The sequence below is a fragment of the Dactylosporangium sp. NPDC049140 genome (genome assembly GCF_040648435.1).
Map to the genome: position 1 here is coordinate 85,602 of NZ_JBEZDS010000042.1, position 25,217 is coordinate 110,818.

General features: G+C 73.4%; 21 protein-coding genes and 1 pseudogene. 9 read left to right on the forward strand and 13 right to left on the reverse strand.

Annotation, left to right across the window (positions count from 1 at the left end; genetic code table 11):
• Positions 1 to 6: 6 nt before the first annotated feature.
• Together AB0B76_RS43965 and AB0B76_RS43970 are read left to right on the forward strand one after the other, a co-directional pair.
• Positions 7 to 783, forward strand: a complete 777-nt coding sequence (locus tag AB0B76_RS43965; protein WP_360387325.1) for an ABC transporter ATP-binding protein — start codon at positions 7 to 9, stop codon at positions 781 to 783.
• 85 nt (positions 784 to 868) lie between these two features.
• On the forward strand, positions 869 to 1,957 hold the full coding sequence (locus tag AB0B76_RS43970) for a glycoside hydrolase family 19 protein (protein WP_360387327.1): 1,089 nt from the start codon (positions 869 to 871) through the stop codon (positions 1,955 to 1,957).
• Positions 1,958 to 1,964: 7 nt separating this feature from the next.
• Here AB0B76_RS43970 and prfH read toward each other — a convergent pair whose 3' ends face one another.
• Together prfH and AB0B76_RS43980 are read right to left on the reverse strand one after the other, a co-directional pair.
• Positions 1,965 to 2,573 (reverse strand): peptide chain release factor H, encoded by a 609-nt coding sequence (prfH, locus tag AB0B76_RS43975; RefSeq protein WP_360387330.1) that lies wholly within the window; start codon positions 2,571 to 2,573, stop codon positions 1,965 to 1,967.
• Entirely contained in the window at positions 2,570 to 3,709 is a 1,140-nt protein-coding gene (locus AB0B76_RS43980) for an RNA ligase RtcB family protein (protein WP_360387333.1), read from the reverse strand. The genes prfH and AB0B76_RS43980 overlap by 4 nt, the downstream gene beginning before the upstream one ends.
• A gap of 161 nt (positions 3,710 to 3,870) precedes the next feature.
• On the opposite strand from AB0B76_RS43980, the pseudogene AB0B76_RS43985 reads away from it, so the two are divergent.
• Positions 3,871 to 3,966, forward strand: a pseudogene (locus AB0B76_RS43985) (PAS domain-containing protein); the annotation flags it as partial.
• Between the two features lie 94 nt (positions 3,967 to 4,060).
• On the opposite strand, the gene AB0B76_RS43990 reads toward AB0B76_RS43985, so the two are convergent.
• The 7 genes from AB0B76_RS43990 to AB0B76_RS44020 all read right to left on the reverse strand — a co-directional run bounded on the left by AB0B76_RS43990 (position 4,061) and on the right by AB0B76_RS44020 (position 13,699).
• The gene (locus AB0B76_RS43990) at positions 4,061 to 5,857 is read right to left on the reverse strand and encodes an Hsp70 family protein (protein WP_360387336.1); all 1,797 of its coding nucleotides are present in this window, start codon (positions 5,855 to 5,857) and stop codon (positions 4,061 to 4,063) included.
• An 85-nt stretch (positions 5,858 to 5,942) separates the two neighbouring features.
• Positions 5,943 to 7,892, reverse strand: coding sequence for a hypothetical protein (locus tag AB0B76_RS43995; protein WP_360387338.1), 1,950 nt, complete (start codon positions 7,890 to 7,892; stop codon positions 5,943 to 5,945).
• Between the two features lie 24 nt (positions 7,893 to 7,916).
• Entirely contained in the window at positions 7,917 to 9,020 is a 1,104-nt protein-coding gene (locus tag AB0B76_RS44000; RefSeq protein ID WP_360387340.1) for a hypothetical protein, read from the reverse strand.
• Positions 9,017 to 10,108 (reverse strand): hypothetical protein, encoded by a 1,092-nt coding sequence (locus AB0B76_RS44005; protein WP_360387343.1) that lies wholly within the window; start codon positions 10,106 to 10,108, stop codon positions 9,017 to 9,019. Before AB0B76_RS44005 ends, AB0B76_RS44000 begins: the two co-directional genes overlap by 4 nt.
• Positions 10,105 to 12,033: a PQQ-binding-like beta-propeller repeat protein gene (locus AB0B76_RS44010; RefSeq protein WP_360387345.1), complete on the reverse strand. Its 1,929-nt coding sequence runs from the start codon at positions 12,031 to 12,033 to the stop codon at positions 10,105 to 10,107. The genes AB0B76_RS44005 and AB0B76_RS44010 overlap by 4 nt, the downstream gene beginning before the upstream one ends.
• Positions 12,026 to 13,417 (reverse strand): aminotransferase class V-fold PLP-dependent enzyme, encoded by a 1,392-nt coding sequence (locus AB0B76_RS44015; RefSeq protein WP_360387348.1) that lies wholly within the window; start codon positions 13,415 to 13,417, stop codon positions 12,026 to 12,028. The genes AB0B76_RS44010 and AB0B76_RS44015 overlap by 8 nt, the downstream gene beginning before the upstream one ends.
• A 66-nt stretch (positions 13,418 to 13,483) precedes the next feature.
• A complete protein-coding gene (locus tag AB0B76_RS44020; protein ID WP_360387350.1) occupies positions 13,484 to 13,699 on the reverse strand; it encodes a hypothetical protein in 216 nt (71 codons plus the stop codon).
• Between the two features lie 64 nt (positions 13,700 to 13,763).
• Between AB0B76_RS44020 and AB0B76_RS44025 the strand changes: the two genes are divergently transcribed.
• Positions 13,764 to 14,549: a DUF4097 family beta strand repeat-containing protein gene (locus AB0B76_RS44025; protein ID WP_360387353.1), complete on the forward strand. Its 786-nt coding sequence runs from the start codon at positions 13,764 to 13,766 to the stop codon at positions 14,547 to 14,549.
• Between the two features lie 406 nt (positions 14,550 to 14,955).
• Here the strand turns inward: AB0B76_RS44025 and AB0B76_RS44030 are convergent, their stop codons facing one another.
• Positions 14,956 to 15,522: a Uma2 family endonuclease gene (locus AB0B76_RS44030; RefSeq protein ID WP_360387356.1), complete on the reverse strand. Its 567-nt coding sequence runs from the start codon at positions 15,520 to 15,522 to the stop codon at positions 14,956 to 14,958.
• Between the two features lie 240 nt (positions 15,523 to 15,762).
• On the opposite strand from AB0B76_RS44030, the gene AB0B76_RS44035 reads away from it, so the two are divergent.
• A complete protein-coding gene (locus AB0B76_RS44035; RefSeq protein ID WP_360387359.1) occupies positions 15,763 to 16,725 on the forward strand; it encodes an alpha/beta hydrolase in 963 nt (320 codons plus the stop codon).
• Positions 16,726 to 16,887: 162 nt separating this feature from the next.
• On the opposite strand, the gene AB0B76_RS44040 is transcribed toward AB0B76_RS44035, so the two are convergent.
• Entirely contained in the window at positions 16,888 to 17,142 is a 255-nt protein-coding gene (locus AB0B76_RS44040) for a hypothetical protein (RefSeq protein WP_360387362.1), read from the reverse strand.
• Positions 17,143 to 17,508: 366 nt separating this feature from the next.
• Here AB0B76_RS44040 and AB0B76_RS44045 point away from each other — a divergent pair, with 366 nt between their 5' ends.
• Entirely contained in the window at positions 17,509 to 18,216 is a 708-nt protein-coding gene (locus AB0B76_RS44045) for a nicotinamide mononucleotide transporter family protein (protein ID WP_360387365.1), read from the forward strand.
• 13 nt (positions 18,217 to 18,229) lie between these two features.
• On the opposite strand, the gene AB0B76_RS44050 is transcribed toward AB0B76_RS44045, so the two are convergent.
• Positions 18,230 to 19,717: a cellulase family glycosylhydrolase gene (locus AB0B76_RS44050; protein WP_360387368.1), complete on the reverse strand. Its 1,488-nt coding sequence runs from the start codon at positions 19,715 to 19,717 to the stop codon at positions 18,230 to 18,232.
• Positions 19,718 to 20,250: 533 nt separating this feature from the next.
• Between AB0B76_RS44050 and AB0B76_RS44055 the strand changes: the two genes are divergently transcribed.
• Entirely contained in the window at positions 20,251 to 20,712 is a 462-nt protein-coding gene (locus AB0B76_RS44055; RefSeq protein WP_360387371.1) for a hypothetical protein, read from the forward strand.
• 82 nt (positions 20,713 to 20,794) lie between these two features.
• Positions 20,795 to 21,826 (forward strand): alpha/beta hydrolase-fold protein, encoded by a 1,032-nt coding sequence (locus AB0B76_RS44060; RefSeq protein WP_360387374.1) that lies wholly within the window; start codon positions 20,795 to 20,797, stop codon positions 21,824 to 21,826.
• Positions 21,827 to 21,831: 5 nt separating this feature from the next.
• Here AB0B76_RS44060 and AB0B76_RS44065 read toward each other — a convergent pair whose 3' ends face one another.
• Complete coding sequence (locus AB0B76_RS44065; protein WP_360387377.1) at positions 21,832 to 24,600, reverse strand: hypothetical protein; 2,769 nt, start codon at positions 24,598 to 24,600, stop codon at positions 21,832 to 21,834.
• A gap of 131 nt (positions 24,601 to 24,731) precedes the next feature.
• On the opposite strand from AB0B76_RS44065, the gene AB0B76_RS44070 reads away from it, so the two are divergent.
• Entirely contained in the window at positions 24,732 to 25,100 is a 369-nt protein-coding gene (locus AB0B76_RS44070; protein ID WP_360387380.1) for a hypothetical protein, read from the forward strand.
• Positions 25,101 to 25,217: the final 117 nt, after the last annotated feature.

Here is a 25,217-nt window from a genome sequence, read left to right on the forward strand (position 1 = left end):
GGGGTCATGATCGAGCTGGCCGGGGTGTCCCGGACCTTCCGCACCCGCTCCGGCGACGTCGAGGCGCTGCGGGCGATCGACCTGACCGTCGCGGCCGGCGAGTTCCTGGCCGTCATCGGCCGGTCCGGCTGCGGCAAGTCGACGCTGCTGCGGCTGGTCGCCGGGCTGCTGACGCCGAGCGCGGGCCGGGTCGCCGTCGCCTCGGCGCCGGTCACCGGCCCGCGGACCGACGTCGCGCTGATGTTCCAGCGCCCGGCCCTGCTGCCGTGGCGCTCGGTGCTCGGCAACGTGCTGCTGCCGCTGGAGATCCGCGGCCGGGTGCGCCCGCCCGACCGGGACCGGGCCCAGGCGCTGCTCGACGCGGTCGGCCTGGCCGGCTTCCACCGCCGGCTGCCGCACGAGCTCTCCGGCGGCATGCAGCAGCGGGTCGCCCTGTGCCGGGCCCTCATCCAGCGCCCGAGCGTGCTGCTCATGGACGAGCCCTTCTCCGCCCTGGACGCGCTGACCCGCGAGGAGCTGGCCGGGCAGCTGCAGCAGGTGCACGTGGAGATGCGGCCGACCACGATCTTCGTCACCCACTCGATCCAGGAGGCGGTGCTGCTGGCCGACCGGGTCGCGGTGCTGAGCAGCCGCCCCGGCCGCGTCCAGCGCATCATCACCGTGGACATCCCGCGCCCGCGCTCCTTCGGGCACAACGCGCACCTCACCGACGTCGCCGCCCACGTGGCCGAGCTGACCGACCTGCTGCACGCCAACGAGGTCCCACGGAGCGTAATCACGTAACACTCTTTACAAATCACTAAGTCTTGTTTACTAATGGGGATGGACAGCCTTCGATCGCCCGCCTCCCGGGAAGGTCTCTACCCCCATGCCCAAGAAACGACTGCTCGCGCTCGTGGCCGCGGCGGGCCTCATGCTCGCCGGCGCCGCGGCCGCGCTCCTGCCGACCGCGGCCGCCGACGCGGCCGCCGCCTGCGCACCGGCCTACGCCGACGCCACCGTCTACACCGGCGGCATGCAGGCGTCCTACAACGGCCACAACTGGACCGCCAAGTGGTGGACGCAGCACGAGGTGCCCAGCACCGGCGGGTCCGGCGTGTGGGCCGACAACGGCGGCTGCGGCGGCAGCACCGGCGGGGGCGGCGGCACGGGCTCGTGCAACTACCCGAACTGGGTGGCCGGGCAGTGGTACGCCACCGGAGCGATCGTCCGGTACACCAACGGCGGCTACTACCAGGCGACGCACGACAACCCGGGCTACGACCCGACGATCAGCACCTGGTTCTGGTCCCCGTTCTCCTGCAGCGGCGGCGGTGACACCGGCGGCGGCGGGTCGACGAGCGGCTTCGTGGTCAGCGAGGCCCAGTTCAACCAGATGTTCCCGAGCCGCAACGGGTTCTACACGTACGCCGGGCTGACCGACGCGATGAAGAAGTACCCCGCGTTCGCCACCACCGGCAGCGACACCGTCAAGCGCCAGGAGGCCGCGGCGTTCCTGGCCAACGTCGGCCACGAGACCGGCGGGCTCGTGTACATCAACGAGATCAACACCGCCAACTGGCCCACGTACTGCGACTGGAGCCAGCCCTACGGCTGCCCCGCCGGCCAGTCCGCATACCACGGCCGCGGCCCGATCCAGCTCAGCTGGAACTTCAACTACAAGGCGGCCGGCGACGCGCTCGGCGTCGACCTGCTCAACAACCCCGACCTGGTGGCCACCAACTCGTCGATCTCGTGGCAGACCGGCCTGTGGTACTGGATGACCGGCACCGGCAACGCGGGCACCACGTCGCACAACGCGATGGTGAACGGCCAGGGCTTCGGTACCACCATCCGGGCCATCAACAGCATCGAGTGCAACGGCGGCAACCCCGCCCAGGTGCAGAGCCGGGTGAACCTCTACAACCAGTTCGTCGGCATCCTCGGCGTCCCCGCGGGCGGCAACCTGTCCTGCTGAGTCCCGGTCACGGGCGCTCGGTGCGGACCGGGTCGCCCCGGATCAGCTCGTCGTGCACGTGCCACCGCGCCGCGGCCAGGGTCTGGGCCGCGGCGCGGTCGCCTTCCTCCAGACGCTCGCGCAGCCTCCGCATCGCCAGGCTCCGGTTCAGACCGAACTGGCGCTCGGTGTCGACCACGACGACGAGGCCGCTCGGGCGGTGGGTGGCCCGCACCGCGGTGCTCACCTTGTTGCGGCGTTGGCCGCCGGGCCCGCCGGTGCGGCAGGGCACGACGTCCACGTCGGTCTCGTCGAAGCCGGTGCGCGGGGCGTCGAGCGAGCAGCGCCGGGCGGTCACGTACCAGTTCTTGCGCCCGTGGTTCGGCCGGTACGGGCTGGACGCCTGCCAGCACAGGGTGCCTGTCCACGCCGCGGCGAACGCCTCCGCGCCGGGGCCGTCGAGCCCCAGCACGACGGAGCGCAGGGTCCCGGGCCGGTCGCCGGGCACGCTCTCCGCGCGCCGCACCACCACCCCGCGCCGGGCCGCGTCGCCCTCCAGGCGGGCGGCGAGCCCGGCCACGGCCCACGAGCACTCCAGCGGGCCGCGGCCGGCCGACAGCATGAGGTACACCGTCATGGCCGGGCCCACGAGCGCCGCCGGTCGCGTTTCGGCGCCTCCGCCGGCTGGTCGGCGGTCTTGTAGGTGACGACCGGCACGGTCACCGCCACCGGCGTCGCCAGCCCGTGCGCGACGAGGTCGGCGATCACCTGCTCGATGCGCTTGTACGCGGTCGGCGCCTCCTCGAACAGCAGCTGCCGGTCGCCGCAGACCACGAGCGAGCCGAGCGGGGTCCGGCGCAGCTCCTCGACGGTGTGCTTGGCCCGCCCGCGGCGCAGCGCGTCGGCCCGGGACATCTTGCGCCCGGCGCCGTGCGCGACCGACCAGCCGGCGTCGGCCCCGGCGTGCGCGGCCACCACGAACGACGGGGTGCCGCGGGTGCCGGCGATGAGCACGTCGCGGCCGTCGCCGGGCGCGGCGCCCTTGCGGTGCAGGTAGTGCCCGTCGCGGACCTCGACCAGGTTGTGGCACTCGTCGACGATCGGCTCGGCCGGCTCGGCGCCCAGGGCGAGCGCGACCCGGGCCGCGAGCAGGCGCCGGTTGAGCGAGCCCCAGCGCACGGCGTCGTCGTGCGCGGCGAGGTAGGCGGGCGGGTCCGCGGCGGGCCCGGCCCCGTGCACCTCGGTGTGGGCGCGCAGGATCCGCTCGCCGAGGCCGCGCGATCCACTGTGGACGATGAGCACGAGCGCGCCGGCCGCGAGCCCGAGCCGCTCCGCGTGGGCACCGTCCTCAATGGAGCCGATGCGGGCGAGCTCGACGAAGTGGTTGCCGCGGCCGACGGTGCCGAGGCCCTCCGTGTATCCGGCCGGCACCGGCTTGCCCCGCGACGCGAACGCCCACGCGGGGTCGTCGGCGTCGGGCGCGAGCGGCACGTCGAGGTCCGGGAACCGCGCCGCGAGCCGCTCGGGCGAGGGCTTCTTGAGCGCGATCGGGAACACGGCGATGCCGCAGCCGATGTCGGAGCCGACGAGGAACGGGTACAGCACGGACGAGCGCATCGCGGCGCCGATCGGGGCGCCCTTGCCGGGGTGCAGATCGGGCATGCCGGCGACGTGCACCATGCCGTCGAGGGCGGCCACGTGGTGGCACTGCGCGACGGCGTCGGTCTCGATCCAGCTGTTTTCGGACGCGAAAAGGGAGACGCTGGCAGACAAAAGGAGAAGTCCTTCGGAAGACGGCACGGACGGAGGTCGGGTGGCTGGGGTGGTCCGTCAGTACGTCATGCCGTCGATGGTCCCCGGCCGCGCGCCCGGGGACAACCGATTTTCGCCGCGCGGAGGAGGCCGCCCGGGAGCACGAACGCAACTACCGGCAGATGTTCGACGCCAGCCCGAACCCGATCGTGCTGTTCGACGCCGTCACCCTCGACATCGTCGCCGCGAACCCCGCCGCCGCCGCGTACTGCGGCCGGCCCGGCAGCAGGCCGGCGACCGCGCGACCGGCCTCACCCGGCAGCTGCTGTCCTTCGCCCGCGCCCTGGACGGAACCGCCGCGGCGGCCGGCCGTCAGTGGGCGTAGCGGTCCCCCGCGTACTGCTCCAGCGACTCCTTCACGAGCTCGTCGCCGAAGCCGCTGGTGCTCGTCAGGAAGAAGACGCTGTACGGGCGGGACCAGAACCGGGCGGTGCCGTGGTCGCTGCCCAGGGCCGTGTTGCTCGCCGGGGTGCAGACGAGCCAGCGGCTGCCGCGGTACGGCCGGATGTACACCGTCGCCATCAGCGACCACGGGAACGTGGTGTCGTGGCCGCCCTTGGTCACCGTGATGCCGGTCCCGTCGATGCGCAGCGGGCGGGTGTCGCGGGCGCTCACCGCCCACTGGAACAGCTTCCAGGCCAGGCCCGCGCCGCCGCCCAGGATGAGCAGCCAGCTCAGCAGCGTGAACAGGACGCCGTCGAAGAGCCCCAGCACGACCCCGGCCACGAAGAGCCCGCCGAAGCGGAGCGTCGCCCGGCCGTGGTGGCGGTACGGGTTCGGGATCAGCTTGCGCTTGTCCGGCTGCGGCGTGCCGTACGCGGGCGGCATCAGGCCCGCCACGGGGACGGGCGCGGGCGCCGGCGGCATCTTCACCGTCACCGACTCGCGGCGGGTCGGCGGCGCGGCCTCGGGCGGGGGCGGCGCCCACGGGGGTGTCGTCGCGACCGGCTCGCGCAGGGTGCCGCCGTTGGGCATGGGGACCGGGGCCGAGACCGGGGCCGCGGGCAGCGGTGTCGTGCGGGTGCGCGGCGGCGGCTCGTTGGCCTGCATCGCGAGGTACCGCAGCGCCCCCTCGGCCACGACGAGCTCCGGGTGCTCGACCCGCCGCGGCGAGCGCCCCGTCGCCTGGCCCAGCAGCGTGCCCACGAGGGGCGTGCGGGTCGCCCCGCCGACGAGGAACAGCTCGGCCCGGTCGTCCCGGCCGATCTTCGCGCGGCGCAGCACCTGCTCGGTCATCGCGACCGTGCGCTGCAGCAGGACGCGGGCGTCGCGCTCGAAGTCGCCGCGGGTCACCGACACGTCCTCGTCGATGAGCGGCACCTGGACGCGGGCCACGCGCTCGGTGCTGAGCCGTTCCTTCGCGCCGCGGCAGTCGTCCCACAGCAGCCGGGCCGACCAGCGGTCCATGCCCTCGGGCTCCATGAGCCGCGCCCACTCGTCGGGGTAGCGGTCGCCGGCCGAGCGCCCGACGCGCCGCTGGACGACCTCGTCGAGGTCCAGGCCGCCGACGTCGTCGAGGCCGGCCTTGGCCAGCTGCTGGAACTCGCGGCCGGTGCGCAGCACGGCGGTCACGTCGCAGGTACCGGCGCCGAGGTCGTAGACGACGAGCGGGTCGCCGTCGGCGACGGTCGCGCCGGACGCGATGAGCTGGGCCGCGGCCGCCTCGGGCTCGCTGACGAGGGACGGCTGGTGCAGCCCGGCGTGCCCGGCGGCGGCGCGCAGCACGCCCTGCCGGTCGGCGGACCAGGCCGCCGGGTGGGTGAGCACCACCCGCAGCCGGTCGGTGCCGGCCAGGCGGACGGCCTCGGCGTACACCTGGGCCAGGGTCGCCCCGATCAGCTGGGCGATGTCGAACTCGTCGCCGCCGAGCAGCACCCGCCGCTCGCCGATGCGCCGCTTCGGGTTGGGCTCGTAGCGGCCGGGGTCGAGGCGGGCCGAGCGCACGGCGGCGTTGCCGGTGGCGAGCGAGCGGTGCTCGTCGGCCCAGACGGCCGAGGGCAGCAGCGGGCGGCCGTCGAACTGCAGGGCGAACGGGGCCTCGCCGGGCGGCTGGAGGTACGCGACGGTGTTCGTCGTGCCGTAGTCGATACTCAACCGGAACTCGGTCATGCCGTCGCCTCCGCAAGCTCCGGCGCCGGCCCGACGCCAAACTGAGTTTCCTGGTGAGCGGCCCCTCCGCTGCGCTCCGGACCGCTCACCTGCCGCCTCCCTGAAGGGCAAAGATGACCACGGCGACGAGGGCGACCACGACGAGCGCGGCCCCGCCCACCAGCAGCAACAGCCGCGGCGGGATGCGCGCGGCCCGCTCGGTGTCGGGCACGGCCGCGGAACGCATCACGGTGCCGCTGGAGACGGTGCGCTGGCGCAGCGTGGTGCGCCGCTCGGCGAGCAGCAGCTCGGCGCGCTCCGGCCAGATGTCGTCGAGCCCGGCGGCCAGATAGAAGTCCCGCGCCGCGAGCTGGTCGACCCGGGCCTTGCCCACAAGGCTCGGCGGGAACCGGCGAAGAGCAAAGGCCAGCGCCGGCGGTACCTCCGGTGCGTCCTCCCGCGCGAGGAACTTCAGCACGTCGTGCAGCTCGCGGCCCTGCTCGGCGCCGAGCTGCGCGCCGAACACGGCCAGCAGCAGCCGGTACCAGCGGTCCTGGGCCACGTGCGCGTCGCCGGGCAGGAACGGGATGCAGTAGATGAGGAAGTCGGTGCGCTCCAGCGCGGTGTGGGCCGCGTCGAGGGCCGCGGCGTCGAACCGGCGGGCCTCGGCCGCGCTGAGCAGCAGCTCGGTCATCTGCACGTCGGAGCCGGTGTGCCGGTTGGCCAGCTCGATGAGATCGGCGAGCGCGATGCGGTCCAGGAGCGCCTTGACGCCGGGCGACTGCAGCGCGGGCGGCACCCCGAAGGACGCGGCCAGCTGGGCCATCTCGACGATCGCGGCCGGGCCGGCGCTCGCGTTGCGGCCGTGGCCGGCCCAGGCCCGCAGGTGGTTGTCGACGAGCCCGGGGTCGAAGGCGGAGCGGCGCAGCGCCTCGCGCAGGGTCTTGCTGGCCCCGGCGCGCATCGCCCGCTGCACGACGACCCGGGTGACGACCTGGCTCGCGCCGGGGTGGCGCGCGGCGAGCGCCCCGCCGCCCTGCCAGGCCTGGTACGCGCCCGCGAGGTCGCCGTCGTTGAGCTTGGCCGCCTCGGCCTCGATCTGGCGCTGCCCGGCCTCGGTGTGCAGCAGCTCCAGGTGCTCGGGCGCGGCCTGGCCGGAGGTGACCGCCTGCAGCAGCGTGGTCTGCAGGATGCGGCCGCCGACGAGCACGTCGCTCTGCCACTGCCGCACGTCGGCGGAGCCGGCGATGTTTCGGCCGCCGCGCAGCGGGGCGAGCTCGGCGGCGCCGCCGCGGCGCCACATGTCGGCCAGCTGCTGGGTGAAGCCGTCGACCCGGCCGCCGCCCGTGCCGGGGTAGAGCCGGTCGCGGGTGGCCGCGTAGCCGCTGCCGCCGGTGACCGCGTCCAGGAAGACCAGGCGGGGCAGGTCGGGGTCGGTGTCGTCGTCCTCGTTGGCGGCGAAGGTCAGGTCGCGCACGTCGCCGAGCACGTCGACGAGGCCGCGCACGAGGGCGGTGGCGGGCGCGTCGGGCATGACCACGGTCAGCGGGCCGGCCGGGTTGGCCAGGACCCGGTCGAGCAGCTCGTCGAAGAGCGGGCCGGGGTCGGCGACCGGGCGGGCGTTGGCCGCGTCGGCGTGCTCGCGCAGGGCCGAGTAGGGCACGGCGGCGAGACGGCCGGGCGGGTACGCGCCCGGGTCGTTGCGCCCGGCCCAGTGCGGCCAGTGCTCGAGGCCGAGGGCAAGCTGGACGTTGACGAGCTCGGCCGGGCCGATGAGGGCGTGCGCGATGGCGGCGCCGGGCCGGCCGTGGTCATCGCGGGCCGGCACCTTGTGCAGGATCACCCCGTTGCCCTCGACGCGCAGGTAGGCCAGCGACGGGCGCTCGTTGCGGCCGGGCGCGCGGGTGATGCGCAGGGCCAGCCGCTCGTCCCACCACGCGACCGCGGACTCGGGCAGCGAGGTGGCGTCGGGGCCGACGCCGTCGTTGCCGGCGGCCGCCGAGCGGGACCGCCAGCGGAACACGATCTGGTCGATGCGGCCCGTTGCCTGGGTCATCGGATTCCATCCCTTTCCGGATCGTCAATTTCCCAGAACTGCCCGGTCGAGGACGCCGGTCATCGCGAACAGGGACAGCAGCGGGCGCAGCACCCGGCGCGGGCCGAAACCCTCGGCCGGGAAGTGCCCGTCGACGGGCGCGACGCCGGCCGCGGAGGCGTAGTGCAGGCTCACGTCGCTGACCCGGTTGACCGGCGGCAGGAAGCGCTCGGCGCCGTTGGTGGCGAGGAACTCGTACACCTCCTCGCTCTCCTCGGCGACGGTGTTCAGCCGCGCGTTGTCGTCGCGGCCGAGCCAGCGGGCGACCTCGGGCCGGCGGGCGGCGAGCAGGTCGGACTTGGCCACGACCATCGCCGCCGGGATCGGCAGGAACTGCGTGGCCTTCTCCCCCCGCACCTCGACCAGGCGGTCCATGACGGCGTTGAACGCCGGGTCGCCGTAGACGGTCGCGGGCTCGCCGAGCGCCGAGGGCAGCGCCTTCTCCGGGTCGACGACGAAGATGAGCGCGTTGACCGCGGACAGGAACGACGTGTCGAGGAACCGGTCGCCGGAGCGGCGCCGGCGCAGCTGCTCGCCGGCGACGTCGAAGAACGCGACGGCGAAGTCGCGGCGGGCGTGGGCGCTGTACACCTTGGCCACATAGCTGAACGCGATCGGGCTGATCTGGGTCAGCGGCAGCTGCTCGCGCCGGTGGCAGAACGGCTCCACGTACCTGGTCATGTAGTTGTGCTCGATGGCCTCGTCGAGGCGCTCGACGCGCAGCCCGAGGTCGGCGAGCTCCAGGTTGTTGCGCAGCGCCTCGACCATCGCGGCCAGCAGCAGCGTCTTGCCGGCGGCGCGGTGGCCGACCAGGCCGATGACGATCGGGTCGCCGTAGTCGCCGTAGCGGTCGGGCAGGTAGTGCGTGGTGGCCATGCCGTCGCGCATGAGCGTGCAGGAGCGCTGGGCGCCCAGGCGCCGCTCGGCGAAGGCCTCCCTGGTCTCGTCGGCGCCGCGGGGGCGGAACGGCCGGTGCTGCTGGGTCTCCACGTCGACCTCGACCCGCTGCGCCTTGCTCCAGTGGATCCACTGCAGGCAGATCGGGCAGAGCACGCGGCCGAGCAGGCGGCTCGGGCTCGCGAGGTTCACTTGGACCCTCCCAGGTTGGTGACGACAAGGATGACCAGCAGGAGGGGCAGGCCCACCACCACGAGCGTGAGCACGCCCATGATGATCTTGCTGCTCAGCTCGTCGCGGCTGTACCACAGCACGTCGACGAGGCCGCGGGCGAAGCGCCAGGCGACCTGCTGGGGGGCGCCGCGCTGCTCGCGGTACTGCCGCTTCGCGTCCACGAGCCGCCGGAACTCGTCGCGGGCCGGACTGAGCGGCACGGCCGCCCGGGCGACGGCGGGCGCTGTGGCCGTGGGCTGCGGGGAGTACTGCTGCGGGATCTTGATCGTTGCGGTGGTGGCGTCGGACGGGTCGGTGCTCTGCCAGACCGGCTCGTAGCGGGCGTCCTCGACGCGCCGCAGCAGCTCGTGGGCGTCGGGGCGGTCCCGCGGGTCGTCGGCGAAGACGCCCTCGAGCAGCCCGGACAGGGCCGAGCCGGCGAGCCGCCCGAGCTCCTCGCGCACGGCGGCGGCCGCGGCCGGCCCGCGCTGCAGGGCGATGCAGAACACGACCATGCCGGCCTGGTACACGTCGTGGGCCTCGGTCGCCAGCCGCAGCCCGTCCGGGCCCGGCGGCGGCTGCCACTGCGGGTCGAGGGCGGCCCGGGCCGGCTCCCCGACCGCGACCGTCTCGCCGAGGTTGACCAGCTGGGCGTGGGTGCCGTCCCACAGCACGAACTCCGGCATGATCGTGCCGTGGGTGAGCCCGGCCTTGGCCAGGGTCTGGATCGCCACGAGCAGGTCGCCGAAGATCGTCAGCAGCGTCTCGGGCAGCGGCGCGCCGGGCTGCCCGGCCACCGGCACGCCGCGGTACGTGCTGGTGACGTGCGGGTCCGGCCCGTTGAGCTCGAACTCGACGACCCGGCACACCTGCGCCGGGTACGAGGTGCCGGGCAGCGCGTCGAGCTGCTTGCCGGCGTGGACCTCGGCGTGGACGAGCCGCTGGGCGTCGGCGGTGCGGGCGGTGCGGCGCAGCACCCGCTCGCCGGTGTCGGTCAGGCGGCCCCACTGCAGCTCGAACTGGTCCGTGAACCGCCGGTCCGGGTCGAACTCGATGTGCACCGTCATGTGGGCAGTCGCTCCCCGTCGTCGGCGTTGATGGCGAACAAGGTGTATCCGTTGTCGACGTACAGGACACCGTCGCCGGCGACCGGCGCGCGGGTGACGACGATGTCCGGCGCGGACCAGCGGGTGGTGCCGTCGTGGCGCGAGTAGGCGCGCAGCACGCCGGCGTCGACCACGTACACCAGTGTCCGGGTCGCGTGCACGCCCGGCCACACGGCGACGCCCGGCACCTTCCAGCGGATCTCCCCGTCGGGGCCGAGCGCGGTCAGCCCGCCGGGCTCGGCGACGAAGACGGCGCCGGGCACCGCGTGCGGCACCCCGTCGCCGGGCAGCCGCCAGCGTAGCGCCCCGTCGGCCGGGTCGAGGCCGAGCAGCTCGCCGCCCGCGGGCTGCACCACGATCTCGGCGGTCGCGGCCGGCACGACCCGCGGGGGCAGCCCCTTCTTCCGGAATCGGCCCACGCCGTCGTGCACGCCGAGGCCGAGCAGCTCGTCGCCGGCCCGGACCAGCACGAGGTCCCCCGCGACGGCCAGGGCTCCGGCGGGGGCGCCCAGCTCGCCGTGGGCCCAGCCGTCGGTACCGTCGCCGCGCCGCTCCCGGACCATGCGCCCCTGCACGATGGCGACCCCGCCCGGGACCGGCACCGGGCGCAGCGCCGCGGCCGCGGTGCGCCAGGCCTCCTCCCCCGTGGCCGCGTCGACGGCGACGAGGTTGCGCTTGCCCGGCCCGAGCACGTGAACGTGTCCGTTCGTGTAGACCGGCTCACCGTGCGCGGCGACCGGGACGCTCCACCGCTCCTCCCCGGTGCGCAGGTCGATCGCGATCGTGCGTCTCGGTGTCGCACTGATGAGCGTCTCCCCGGCGTAGACCGGCCGGCAGCCGGGGATCGTGGGCTCCGGGTGCCGCCAGCGCTCGGTGCCGTCGCCGGCCTCCAGCGCGTGGACGCCGTCGTCGGCGCTCACCACCACGGTGTCGCCCTTCGCCACGATCTCCCCGCGGGACATGGCGTGCCCGGCCCGCCATGGACGGTTCCGGCCCAGCCGGAGCAGGCCGTCGGCGGCCTTGCGGCGGCCTTCGATCGCGGCCAGGACCGGCGCGGGCAGCCACGGGCCGGTCGGGTTTTTCAGGCCGGCGGCGAGGCGCTCGCGGACCTGGCGCGCCGTGGGCCGGTCCTCGGGGGCCGCCTCCAGGCACTTGCGCAGCGTCCAGGTCATGCCGGCCGGGACGCCGACGAGGTTGGGCGCGCTGTAGTGCACGGCGTAGAGGTACTCGGCCATGTTGGCGCCGTCGAAGGGCAGGCGGCCGGTCGCGGCGCGCACCAGGACGGCGGCGAGGGCGAACACGTCCGAGGCCGGGGTACCGGCCTTGCCCGCGAACCGCTCGGGGGCGATGTAGCCGACCGTGCCGTGGAAGTACTGCGAGGCGGTGAGCCGCGGGGCGTCGTCCGGCCGGGCGATCCCGAAGTCGATGATCTTGATCTGGTCCTGGAGCACGAGCACGTTGCTCGGCTTGAGGTCGCGGTGCACGACCCGCGCGTTGTGGATCGCGGCCAGCCCGTCGGCGAGCGCCGCGCCGAGGCGCCGGACCAGTTCCTCGGGCAGCGCCCCGGTCAGCTCCTCCGCCTCCGCGAGGGTGATCCCGGGGAGGTACTCGGTGGCCAGCCAGGGCGGCGCCCCGGCCGGGTCGGCGTCGAGCAGCCGGGCTGTGTGCTCGGAGCGGATCTTCGCGGCCAGCTCGACCTCGCGCCGGAACCGCTCGACGAGCTCGTCGTCGTAGCCGGCGCCGAGGTGCAGCGTCTTGACCGCGGCGGCCGCCCCGGACGCGTCCCGGCCCAGGAAGACCTGGCCCATGCCGCCGGCGCCGAGCCGCCCCAGCAACTGGTACGGCCCGAGGCGGCGCGGGTCCTCTCGCCGTAACGGGTCAACCACCGCTGCTCACGAGGTCCATGGTGCCCGCCTGGCGCAACTTCGTACCGTCACCGTGCCACCACATTGCGGTCCGCTCATCGAAGCGGTATTCCCGTTGTACCTGCGGACCGTACTCGGCGACGAGGTGAACCGCGTCGACGATGTACCGGAACTGGTCCTCGGAGAGGTAGTACGCGAAGCTCACCCGCGCCCACCCCGGTTTCACCCCGAGCCGCCCGGCGACCGCCTGCCCGGCGAGCCGCTCCGCCTCGCGCGGGCCGATGCCGAGCAGGTCGTGGCCGTACGGGCCGGCGCACGAGCAGCCGCCGCGCGCCTGGACCCCGAACAGGTCGCTGAGCAGGGTGACGACGAGGTTGTGGTGCAGCCCGGGCACGGTGAACGACACGATCGGCAGCCGGTCCGGCCCCGCGTCGCCCAGGATCCGCAGCGCCGGGTCGCGGGACCACGACTCGAGCGCCCGGCGCACGTAGTCGTCCTCGCGGCGGCGGATCACCTCGAGCCCGACGGTGCGGTGCAGGTTCATGACCAGGCCGGCCCGGATCGACTCGATGATCGCGGGGGTGCCGCCCTCCTCTCGGTGCGCCGGGTCGTCGATGTAGTGCCGCCCGCCGGGGTGCACGTAGACCACCGTGCCGCCGCCCGGGACCGTCGGGACCGCGTTGCGCAGCAGGTCCTTGCGCACGACGAGCACGCCGGGCGTGCCCGGGCCGCCGGGGAACTTGTGCGGGGACAGGAAGACGGCGTCGTGGCGGGCGGCGCCGATCTCGACGTGCGGCCCGGCGGCGGCGTAGTCCCAGCAGGCGATCGCCCCGTGCCGGTGCAGCAGCTCGGTGACCCGGTCGACATCGGTCTTCCGGCCGGTGACGTTGGACCCCGCCGAGAACGCGCCGACGATGCCGCGCCCCCGGTTGCGGTGCAGGACCTCCTCGAGCCCCTCCGGGTCGACGCGGATCACCTCGGCCCCGGATTCGCGCCACAGCAGCTCGTTGGAGTGGTGCTCGTAGGGCCCGACGAGCACCAGCGGCCGTTGCCAGCCCTGCGCGAGGATGCGCACGAGCTTGTCGATCGCGGCGGTCGAGCCGGACCCGGTGAAGATCACGACCTGGTCGTCGCCGGCCCCGACCGCCGCGTGGACGGCCCGGCGCGCCAGCTCGCGCAGCTCGGTGGTCCGCCGCCCGGTGGCGCTCGCCTCCGTGTGCGTGTTGGCGTACCACGGCATGACGTGCTCGCGGATGTGGTCCTCGACGAACCCGAGCACCCGCCCGGAGGCGGTGTGGTCGGCGTAGACGAGCGGGCGGACCCCGAACGGCCCGGGGACGCCGATCCCGTCCCCGATGACGGACTCCCTGATCTGCCGCACGACCGGCGGCTCTTCCAGCACCATGACGGCTCCCCTGCGGATGCGTGTGACCGAGGCCACGCACGCGGGAGCCCGGCCGGCCGCCTCGCGTCAGGAAGCCGACTGCGGGGCCACCCCGGCGAAGGCCGCATCGCGGAGGTCGTCGCTGAAGGCGATGTGCCCCGGGCGCTGCTTGGCCCGGTACATGGCCTCGTCGGCCAGCTCGGGCTCGAGTTCCGACATGAGGTACTGCAGCATCCGCTCCTCGTCGGGTGCGGCGCCGAGCAGACACGCACCGACGGCGGCGACGACACCGAACCGGGACACGAACCTCTATCGGCAAGGAACCGCCCGATCTGAACCAATGTACGATGGCGCCATCATGGCGCCAATGAGAACTTTCGCCACCGCCGGCCCGGTCGCGGTGACCGTGGTGCTCGACACCGGCCGGGTGCGCGTGGTCGCGTCGGACCGGTCCGACACCGTCGTCGCCGTGCTGCCCGCCGGCCCGAGCGCGTCGGCGGTGAACGCGGCCGAGCAGACGACCGTCGACCACGCCGCGGGCGCGCTCACGGTGAAGGCGCCGCACCGGGCGATCCTGCGTCCGGGCGGTGGCATCGACGTGGCGCTGGAGGTGCCGCGGGGCTCGAGCCTGGAGGTGCGGACCGTCCGGGCCGACATCCGCACCGAGGGCGAGCTGGGCGCCTGCCGGTTCAGTACCGTCTCCGGACCGATCCACCTCGAGCACGTCGGCGCGCTCAAGGTCTCGACGTCCGGCTCCGACGTGGTGGCCGGCCGCGTCGACGGGGTCGCCGACGTGCAGGGCGCGACGTCGAGCGTGCGCCTGCAGGACTGCGCGGCCGACGTCGAGGTGGCCACCGCGAACGGCGGCATCACGGTACTGCGCGCGGCGGGCGACGTGAGCGCCAAGACCGCGAACGGCTCGATCCGGATCGGCGAGGTGGCCCGGGGCCAGGTCCGTGCGAGCACCGCGCGCGGCTCGATCGAGGTGGGCATAGCGGCGGGCACGGCCGCGCACGTCGACGCCCGCTCCACCCTGGGCAGCGTGCACAACCTGCTCGAGGTACGCGACGGGCCGGAGGGGTTCGCCGAGCGCGTGTCGGTTTACGCGCGCACCTGGTACGGCCAGATAACGCTGCAGCGGGCGATGCCCTGAGCTGTATTTCCAGCTCGCTGCCGCTCGCGGTGGGCGAGCTTCGCTCCACCCACACCCCAGCTGAATTCCTGGCTCGCTGCCGCTCGCGGTGGGCGAGCTTCGCTCCACCCACACCCCCTCAAAATCTTCGCCCGCGCGCTCGGGCACGAACAGGCACGGCCTTCTGCGCCATCATCGGCGTGCTGATCCTGCGCCCGGCCTCGACCAGCCCCGGAACGCGCCCGATCGGCAAACGCTGATGCACGAGCAGATCAGCGCGTTCAGCGCGAGTCGGTGACGCCGAGCAACCACCCAGACGCCAAGATCCGCGTTGGGGGCGCGTGTAACGAGGACGTCGCCAAGGTGATTCTGGCGCCCGTGGGGCGGTGGACGGAGGCGGCTGCCCGGCGAGGCAGGGTCGGACCGGTCAGAGTCGGCTGAGGTCGATCTCGAACACGAAGGGCACGGTCAGCTTCACGACAGCCGTGAAGATTTCACCCTCGCGGTAGCGCCGGGTCGCCGGGTCAAGGAGGTACGTGTACAGCAGCGGTGCACCAGTGGCTGCATGTTCAACCCGCCAATAGAACTGAATGCCGGCCTTCGCGTACTGGTCGGCCTTGACGATCCGGTCGGTCGTCTCCGAGCCGGGAGAAACCACCTCGACCACCAGTAGCACATGCTCGGGCCGGGTCGGCGTGACATCGATGGTCTCCGCCCGGTAGACCGTCACGTCGGGGCGACGGTTATTCAGCGGCACGTCCTGCAGCCGGACATCGAAGTCCGTGTCAGCATTCCAATCCGGCCCAGCGGCAACGTCCAAGGCATTCGCCAGAAGCCTGGCCAGGCGGTTGTGCCGCTTGGACGCGCTCGGACCCGCCAGGACCATCCCATCCACGATCTCGACACCCGCACATTGCTCTTCTGTCCACAACGCGTATTGCTCGGCCGTAACCTGCTCATGCATCCAGGCCGGCGCGACCATCTCGGCAGTCATGCACACCTCCTGAACGGGCATCGGGTACCGGACCCCAAGATACCGTGATGTCGGATCCGAACAGGAACGGCGGCGCGCCCGCCTGCGCCGAGATCTCCGGTCTCTCCGCCTGCTGGACCGGCTTTCGCACCGCGAGACGTCCGGCGGCCCCGTCACTCGCTTTTCACTCGCGGCGGCCGGATAAGGACCGTCCGCCGGGCATCCTCCCCGGCAACCGTTGCCGAGGCATCAGGAGGAGTCATGCCGGTGTACGACCGAACCACGATTCCGCCGACGGTGGGGCGGGGCAAACTCGACCCGGAGCTGGCCGCGTGGCTGCCGTCCGGTCCCACGCTCGGTGCCGACGTGCCGGTCGCCCAGGGCCGCCGCGACCACGCCGTGCTCGGCGAGGGGCCCTGGCCGCCGATCGGCACCGTCGAGACGCTCGTGCTGCCCGGGCCGCACGGGTCGCTCACCGTCCGCCGGCACACGCCGACGCGGCCGGCCAGCGACCCGATCGGCGCCCTCGTCTACGTCCACGGCGGCGGCTTCACCTACGGCACGCTGGACGAGTTCGAGACGGCGATGCGCATCATCGCCGAGCGGGCCGGGATCGCCACCTACGTCGTGGACTACCAGCTGGCGCCCGAGGCGAAGTACCCGGTGCAGATCGACGAGATCGAGTACACGGTGCGCTGGCTCTTCGACAACGCGGCCGCGCAGGGCGTCGATCCGGCGAAGATCGCGCTGGGCGGCGACTCGGCCGGCGGCAACATGACGTGCGTCGTCGCGCTGAAGCTGCGCGACGAGGGCGGGCCGCGGCTGGCGCTGCAGGTGCCGCTGTTCCCGGAGGCGGCCTTCCCCGGCGACACCACCGCCGGCAGCGAGAACCGCAGCGGGCTGTACCTGGAGACGAACGGCATCTACGAGATGGTCCGCAACCTGCTCAAGAACACCGACGACGCCCGCGACCCGTACGTCACGCCGATGTACGCGCCCTCGCACGCGGACCTGCCGGACACGATCCTGGTCACGAACGGCTTCGACCCGCTGCGCGACGTCGGCCACGCCTACGCCCGCAAGCTCGCCGCGGCCGGCAACAACGTCACCTACGTGCACAACCCCGACCTGACGCACGGGTTCCCGCAGTTCACGCGGTACTCCGGCGCCTGCCACCGAGCCACCGAGGAGCTCGCCGACCTCATCAAGGCCCGCATCGGGTGAGCAACCCGGCAAATCGGTAGTAAATGCCGGTGACCCTGAACCGACCGAACCGGACGGGCCACCGGCGGCTCCGATCTCGCGATCCCCGCCGGCCGGACATCGAGGCGGGCAAGGTACACACGCGGGCCGCCGTGCCGGGGTCAGGGGGCTGACCGGACTCCGCTAAAGCCGCGTTCCATCCCGTTCCATCCCGCGCCGGGCCACCGCCGCGATTGCGACCAGGCACACGCCGAGCAGCACCGCGAGCAGTCCGGCCCCGGCGATCCCGGCGACGTCGGCCCAGGTCACCGGCAGCAGCGCCCGGCCCGGGACGGCCGGCAGGATGGCGCTGCCGGCGACGCCCCGCCGGGCCACGATCCGCGGGCGCCCGCCCGGCGTGATGCTCGCGACACAGTGACGCGCGTCGCTGACGTACACCGTGCCGTCGCCGCCGACCGCGACCCCTCGGGCCGATCGAGCCCCGCCTCCGGGCCGCCGGCCACGACCGTCACGGCGCCGTCGGGCGCGATCCGCACCACCCGGTCGCCGCCCGGATCGGCCCCGACCAGGCCTCCGCCGGCGTCCGCGGCCAGTTGGGCGAGGCCGGCGGTGCCGGCGAACCGCGTGATGGTGTCGGGCCGGCTCGCGGCGGCGGCCGGGGCGGCGAGTGGCGTGGCGAGGACGGGCAGGACGATCGCGGCGGCGAGGCGCGGCTACCACACACCCATAAAACGCATAATTCGGGCAAAGGGTTACCGATCGCGGGGTTACCGATGGCAACGCAGAAGTTGTACCGTCCGGCTGGTGCACTGGATCAGCCGCTTCTACGACGCGCACTGGCAGGTCACCGCCGGGCAGTCGATCAGCTACCGCGAGATCGTGGGCAACGCCTTCGGGCTCGCGTCCGCGCTCTTCGGGCTGCGCCGCAGCGTGTGGGCGTGGCCCGTGGGGATCGTCGGCAACGTGCTGCTGTTCACCGTCTTCGTCGGCACGGCGGCCGGGGCGGAGCAGGCGACGACGCCGCTGTACGGCCAGGCCGCGCGCCAGGTCTTCTTCGTGGTCACCAGCGTGTACGGCTGGTGGCGCTGGCGGCAGTCGCGGCACTCGGGCGGCGGGCCCGCGGTACACCCGCGATGGGCATCGCCCGGGGAACGGCTCGTGCTCGGGGCCGGCGCGGCGGTCGCCCTGGTCGCGTGCTTCTACGTGTTCCGGGCCGTCGGGGCGGGCTTCCCCGTGCCGTGGTGGTACTACCTCGCCGACTCCTGGATCTTCGTCGGCTCCATCGCGGCGACGTACGCGATGGCCCGCGGCTGGGTCGACTTCTGGCTGTGCTGGATCGCCGTCGACCTCGTCGGCGTGCCGGAGCTGCTGCATTTCCGCTACTACCCGTCGGCGGTGCTGTACGCCGTCTACGCGGGCTTCGTGATCTGGGGCTTCCTCGTCTGGCTGCGCATCTCGCGCCGCGAGCGGCCCCAGCGCCGGTCGGTGGAGCCGGCGCTGGGGACCGCCTGATCGCGGTGGAGGGTCAGCCGGTCGGGAAGTTGTCCGCGGTGCGGATGCGGTTGCGCAGGTACGTGCCCGACTCGCTCAGCGAGTTCGCGTTGGTGTACGAGCCGGCCGCGCAGGTGCCCGGCTTGAACGCCGCGCTGCTCTCGTTCGCGTCGGAGTACGTCCAGTTCGCGTAGCTGATCTTGTTCTGGTCGAGCAGGTCGAGCCAGGTGGTGGTGCTGGCCAGGTCGATCGCGCCGCCGCCGGTGGCGCTGACGGTGCCGAACTCGGTGACGAACAGCGGCAGCAGCTTCGCGGCCCGGGCCACGGTGGACCGGTAGTTGTCCTTGTGCGAGGCCGCGTAGAAGTGGAACGTGTACATGATGTTCGTGGCGTTGACCGGGTTGTTCACGATCTCGGTCTCGCTCGAGCCGTCCGACACGCCAAGCGAGGACCAGCCGCGGGTGCCGACGATGACCACCGCGTCCGGATCGGCCGCCCGGATCACCGGGATGACCTGCTCGGCGTAGCTCTTGATGCCCTGCCAGCTCACGCCGTTGGGCTCGTTGGCGATCTCGTAGATGACGTTCTTCTTGTTCGCGTTGCGCTGGGCCACGGAGGCGAAGAAGGTCTTGGCCCGGTCGAGGTTGTAGTTCGGGTCGCCCGGCGTCAGGGTGTGGAAGTCGATGATCGCGTACATGCCGCGCGCCTCGGCCAGGTCCACGTAGTTGTTGACCTGGGCGGTGAAGCCCGACGGGTTCGTCTCGTAGCCCTGCTCCTGCACGTACATGGCGATGCGCAGCAGGTCGGCCTTCCAGTCGTTGGCGAGCGCGTCCAGCGAGGAGCCGTTGATGCACGACGCGAACCACTGGATGCCGTGCGTGCTCATGCCGCGCAGCTGGATGGCCTTGTTGTACTGGTTGCACAGGTTCACGCCGCACACGTGCAGCTGCCCGTTGATGGCCAGCGGCGTGGTGCCCGTCGGGGTGCTCTGGCTCGGCGACGGGCTGGTGCTCGGCGATCGCGACGCCGACGGGCTCGTGCTGGGCGACTTGGACGGGCTCGGGGACTGCGTCGTCGGCGTCGGGGTGCTCACCGAGCCGGTGCAGGTGACACCGTTGAGCGTGAACGAGGCCGGGTTCAGGTTGGAGCCGGTCCACGTACCGTTGAACCCGATGCTCGTCGAGGCGCCGCTGGCGAGGCTGCCGTTGTAGTCGAGGCTCTTGGCGGTGACGGCCGAGCCGCTCTGGGAGTACGTCGCGGACCAGCCCTGACCGACCTTCTGCCCGGCGTCGGCGAACGTCCAGCCGAGGGTCCAGGAGCTGATCTGGTCGCCCAGGTTGGTGATGCCGACGTTGGCGGTGAAGCCGCCGGGCCACTGGTTGGTGGTGTACGTGACGCGGCAGCCGGCGGCGGCCGAAGCGTTCATCATCGGCGACAGGACCAGGCCGCCGGCCACGAGGGCCCCGACGGCGCCGGCCACCCCGAGGGTGCGGCGGCGCGGCAGGCGTTTGAGCAGGCTCATGTGGATGTTCCTCCGGGTACGGGGGTCGCCGGACGGCTGGCTCGCCCGGGACCGGGATCGTCACGCGCCGCCGTCGACCCACCCAAATACGATGCCCGTCGATGCCCGGTGAAACGGGCCCTGACCTGCGGCTTAATCAAGCACACAGACTGAAATATTCACGTCTAAGCGCTTCGACAAATAGCGGTAAAGCCGGGCATAAACGAGGGCCGGATCGATGCCCGCCGAAGGCCCGGCACGGCCCGAAGGCCCGGCACGGCCCGAAGGCCCGGCACGGCCCGAAGGCCCGGTGCGGTCCGTGAAGGCCCGGTGCGGTCCGTGAAGGCCTCGAGCCGAACGAACCCGGCCCCTTCCGCCCCCGGACGGCGACCCACGTGTGGGAGGGGGTTTGGGTGGAGCGGAGCTCCCCCAACGCGGAGCGCAGCGCGAAACACAGCTCCCCCAACGCGGAGCGCAGCGCGAAACACAGCACCCGGAATGCGGCGTCCGAACGGCGGTGCAATGCCGGATGCGCGCCTGCACACAATGACGCCGTGCCCGAACCCGAACTCGCCGTCCTCCGCGACGCCATCCACCGCCGGGGGACGATCGACGTCACCGGCGCGGCAGTGGTCGTCGAGGAGTACCTCGGCGGCGTCCTGCACGACGCGGGCGCGCCCGGCAACGACGCCGCCCGCCGCTGGGCCCGCGACCGCCTGCGCCTGTTCATGGTGGTCAGCTGGGGCAACTGGTTCGGCGTGCTGGAGCGGCTGCCGCGGGAGTACCCGACGCTGCGCGCCGAGTGGCGCGAACTGCTCGGCGCCCCGTCGCGCTACGGCCCGGAGTACCTCGTGGCGTGGTGGTGGCACCTGCAGCCGACGATGTTCCAGCCCCTGGTCGCGACCCAGCTGCGCGAGATGAGCGCCCCCCTGCGCGACGGCGTGGCGAACATCCTCAAGGACGGCGGCGACTTCGACGGCCGCCTCGTCGACTGGGCCTCCTTCGGCGCCGCCTGACCGCGGCTCGGCGGGCGATTGACCCGCGCGGTCATTCCGGCCACGGGTACCTTCGGGGCGGAGACCACACTGGAGGTACCGCATGCTGCCCTGGTCCGCGCCGCTCGCCGGCCGCTTCGAGGAGCTCGTCGTCGACAGCGCCGTCCTGCGTGGCAACGCGCTCGGGGACCCGCACGAGCGGCCGATCCAGGTATACCTCCCGCCGGGCTACGACGAGGACGGGTCGCGGCGTTACCCGGCGATCTACGTCGCGCAGGGGTACACCGGGCACATCGCCATGTGGTGGAACCGTGTCCCGTTCCGGCAGCCGTACCCGGAGCTCGCCGACGCGATGTTCGCCCGCGGGGAGGCGCCGCCGGCGATCGTGGTGCTCTTCGACGCGTGGACGTCCCTCGGCGGGAGCCAGTTCCTGGACTCGCCGGCGACGGGGAGGTACCACACCTATCTCTGCGACGAGGTCGTGCCGTTCGTGGACGAGCGCTTCCGCACCCTCGCCGCGCGCGAGCACCGGGGCATCAGCGGCAAGTCCAGCGGCGGCTACGGCGCGATGGTGACCGCCATGCTGCGCCCCGACGTGTTCGGCGCGCTGGCCACCCACGCCGGCGACGCGCTCTTCGACGTCTGCCACCGCGCCGACTTCCCCCGCCGCGCACGCCAGCTGCGCGACCACTTCGGCGGCTCCTACAAGCAGTTCCTGGCCGAGTTCCGCCAGCGCACCACCCCGCGCGACGGCGACATCGAGCTGCTGGAGATGTACGCGTACGCCGCCGCCTACTCCGCCGACGACGACGGCACCGTCCACCTCCCGTTCGACGCCAACGGCGCGGTGATCCCGGACGTGTGGCAGCGCTGGCTCGACCGCGACCCCGTCGTCATGGCCGGCCAGGAGCGCTACGCCGAGGCCCTGCGCTCCCTGCGCGGCGTCTGGATCGACGCCGGCAAGCGCGACGAGTACTACCTCGACCTCGGCGCGTCCGCGTTCCTCGACAAGGTCCTGGCCGCGGGCGTCAAACCGCCGCAGTTGTACTTCGAGCTCTTCGACGCCGGCCACGGAGGGATCGAGTACCGCTACCCGCTCGCCCTCGCCTGGCTCAGCGAGCGCCTCACGCCGTAGCCCGCCTATCTGCGCCGGTCGGCGTTGAGGTCCAGGAACTTGATGACCAGCTCCTGGTGCGGGACCTCGATCCGCCCCGGGTGCGTGGGCGGCAGCCGCGGCACCGGCTCGCCCAGCCAGGCGAAGAGGTGCTCCAGGTCGCGCAGCTCCCAGTACCGCCAGTGCGGCGGCCCGTCCGCCCAGGCGAGCCGGTAGGCCTCGCGCGCGTGCGCGACGGCCTCGTCCCGCTCGCCGAGGGCGCCGTAGGCGCGGGCCAGCGGATTGTGCGGCAGATGCGCCGGGTGCATCCGCGGGAGGCGCTCCACCGACTCGGCGATGGCCCGGCGGGCGTCGTCCGGCCGGCCGAGGCCGGCCAGCGGCAGCGCCTGCAACGCCGGCGTCGACTCCCCGCCGGCGTCGCGGACGAGCCGCTCCATCTGCTCCGCCGCGTCGAGCACGGCCGGCCAGTCGCCCACCCGGGCGAAGTACTCCCAGCGGAGGTTGAGCAGGCCGAGGCGCTCGTCCCAGTCGCCGACCGGCTCGAGCTCGGCCGGGTCCAGCTTGCCTTCGAGCAGCCGGATGTACAGCAGGAGGTACCGCGCCGTCGTGTGGCTCCACGACTCGCGCGCCCTCCGGCGGAGCCGGTCGGCCCGCTGCAGCATCGCCCGGGCCTGGTCGAGCCGGCCGCTGTCGAGCTCGAAGCGGGCCGACTCGACGGTGTCGCCGTACTGCTGCTCGACCTTGAACAGCGCGGCGACCTGCCGCCGCAGGTCCAGGCAGCGGTTCGCGGCCAGCAGCTGCCCGGTCGTGTAGTAGAAGCGGCGCAGCGCGGAGAGGCAGTCGATGATCGTGCCGACCCGCGCCCACCGCAGCGCGCTGTCCAGGTCGCCGGCGACGAGCGCGATCGCCTCGGCGTACCGGCCCGTCATCGAGTACGCGAGCGACAGGTCGTTGCGCAGGCGCGGCGAACCGGCCTCGGCCATCGGGGCGAGCAGCTCGGTCACCGTCGTGTAGGCGCCGAGTCGTTTGGTGAGCGGCTCGCTCAGCTCACGCCAGACGCCCTCGGCCTCCTGGTGGCGTTCGGCGCCGACGAGCGCGACGAAGATGGCGATCGTCCGGTGCAGGTCGTCCACGCTCGCCGCCCGGCCGGTGTTCTCCGGCGGCAGGGCCTGGAAGTACTTGCCGACCTCCTCGTTGGCGCGGACCCGGTCCTTGCGGTCGAGCTGGTCGTGGGCGTACGCGCGGATCAGCGGGTGCAGGTCGTAGGAGTTCGACGGGCGGTCCCACCACAGCAGGCCGCGCTGCTCCAGGTCGTGCAGGGCGGCGTCGAGCGCGACCCGCGCGTCGAGCTCCGGCGCAACCCCGCCGCGGCGGCGGAACGGGTTTATCGCGTCGAGCGTCGCCCAGGCCACCTCGCTGGTGAACACCGAGATCAGGCCGAGCAGCTCGCGGCTGGGCGCCGGGAGCCCCGCGAACGCGACCTCCAGGATGTGGCTCTGCCGCTGGGTCAGGCGCGAGTCCCTGACCGTGAAGGCCCGGCCGCCCGCCGGGTCGACCAGCCAGCGATCGAAGTCGCCGGGCGCCGGGCGGAAGTCCCGCACGAGCGCGGCGATCAGCGCGATGAGCAGCGGGTGGTTGCCCAGCGGCCCGAAGAAGGCGGTGGACTCCGGCGGGGTCGCTCGCACCTGCAGCCGTTGCAGCAGGCGCACGACCTCGTCGTCGTCGAGTCCGGGCAGCTTGATGCGCTGGACCGGGTTGACGAAGTCGAACCGGCGTTCCAGGGCCGCCGGCATGAGGCGGCTGCTGATGAGCACCTTCGACGGGGTGGCCTCGATGAGCTCCCGGACGAACGTATCGGCCAGCGGCTCGATGAGGCCCCGCTTGTCCGGCTCGACCTCGTCGTCGCGCAGCTTCGACGGGTCGAAGCGGTGGTAGGCGTGCAGCAGCCGCTCGAACCCGTCGAGCACCACCAGGTACGGGCGGTCGCTGAGGTGCGCCATGACCTCCCGGATGAGCGTGCTGCCGTCGAGGCGTTCGATCTCGCGCATCGGCGTGCGGGTCAGGTAGCAGTACAGCTCCCGCAGGAACTGGGTGATGGACGCCGAGCCGCCGTAGAAGCTCCACCAGAACCGTCCCGCGAACCGGTTCGTGCCGTCGTGGCCGCGCGTCCACTCCCACGTCAGCGCGCTCTTGCCGGTGCCGCCGATCGCCTCGACGACGAGCACCGGGCGCTGCCGGTCGCGGGCCCACGCGTCGAGCGTCCGCAGGTGCTGGGCCCGGCCGGTGAACGGGGTGTTGCCGACGTAGCGCGGCCGGGCGCAGAGGGCCGGCGGCTGGGGCATGGTGAGCGCGGCCAGGTCCGCGGGCGGCGGCACGCTCCTGACCCGCGCGTCGAGCAGCACCGAGAACAGGCCCCGGCGCAGCGAGTCCGCCTCCGTCGCCGGCGGCAGCACCAGCACGCCGGGCAGCTCCCGGGCCCAGTCTTCGGGCGCGCCGCCGCCGGGCAGCAGCACGACCAGGCCGCAGGTCGCGGCGAGGCGCCGGCGCTCGGCCACGGGCAGGTCGGGCATGTCCGGGACGGGCTCGAGCCCGACGCGGCGGCACACCTCGCCGGCCGCCTCCCACCACCCGGGCGGCCCCACGACGTACACCCGCCGCGAGCGCTCCCACTCGTGCAGGCGGCGGTACAGCTCCGCCGGGTCGACCCCGTAGTTGTTGACGGTGTTGTGCGAGCCGACCGCCACACCCTTGGCGAACGGGAGGTAGTACGAGTCGGTGAGGGGCGGGCCGTCCATCGCCTCCCAGCATGGTCAGGACCGCAGCCGGAGTCGATGGGCCGGACAGCCAGCGAACGGACGCCACCGGCGGGTGCCGCCGCGGGCCGTTCGGCTGCCATGATGGCCCGACCCGACGCGGGAGGCGCAGCATGGACCCATTGGCACTCGTCCTCGGCGCGCTCGCCGCGGGCGCGGCAGACCTCACGGGCGGTGCGGTCACGGACGCGTACCGCGCGCTGAAGCGGCTCGTGGCGGCCCGCCTGAGCGGGCGCGGGCCGGCGCAGCTCGCGCTGGCGCAGTACGAACGCGATCCCCGGACCTGGCGCGAGCCGGTGGCCGTGGGCCTGCGCGGCAGCGGCGCCCTCGCCGACCCCGCGGTCCTGGAGGCGGCGCAGCGGCTCATGGCGCTGGTCGACGCCGACGGGGCCCGGGCCGGGCGGTTCGTCGTGCACCTGACCGGGGCGCAGGGCGTACAGATCGGCGACCACAACACGCAGCACAACCGCTTCGGCGCCTGAGGCCGGGGCGCGCCGGCCGGGTCGCGACGCCGAGCACCTGCTCACGATCGGCACCGCGGTCCGCGCGCGCGAGGTGCTGCGCTTCGACTACGCCGGGCGGCGCGAGCTCGTGGAGGG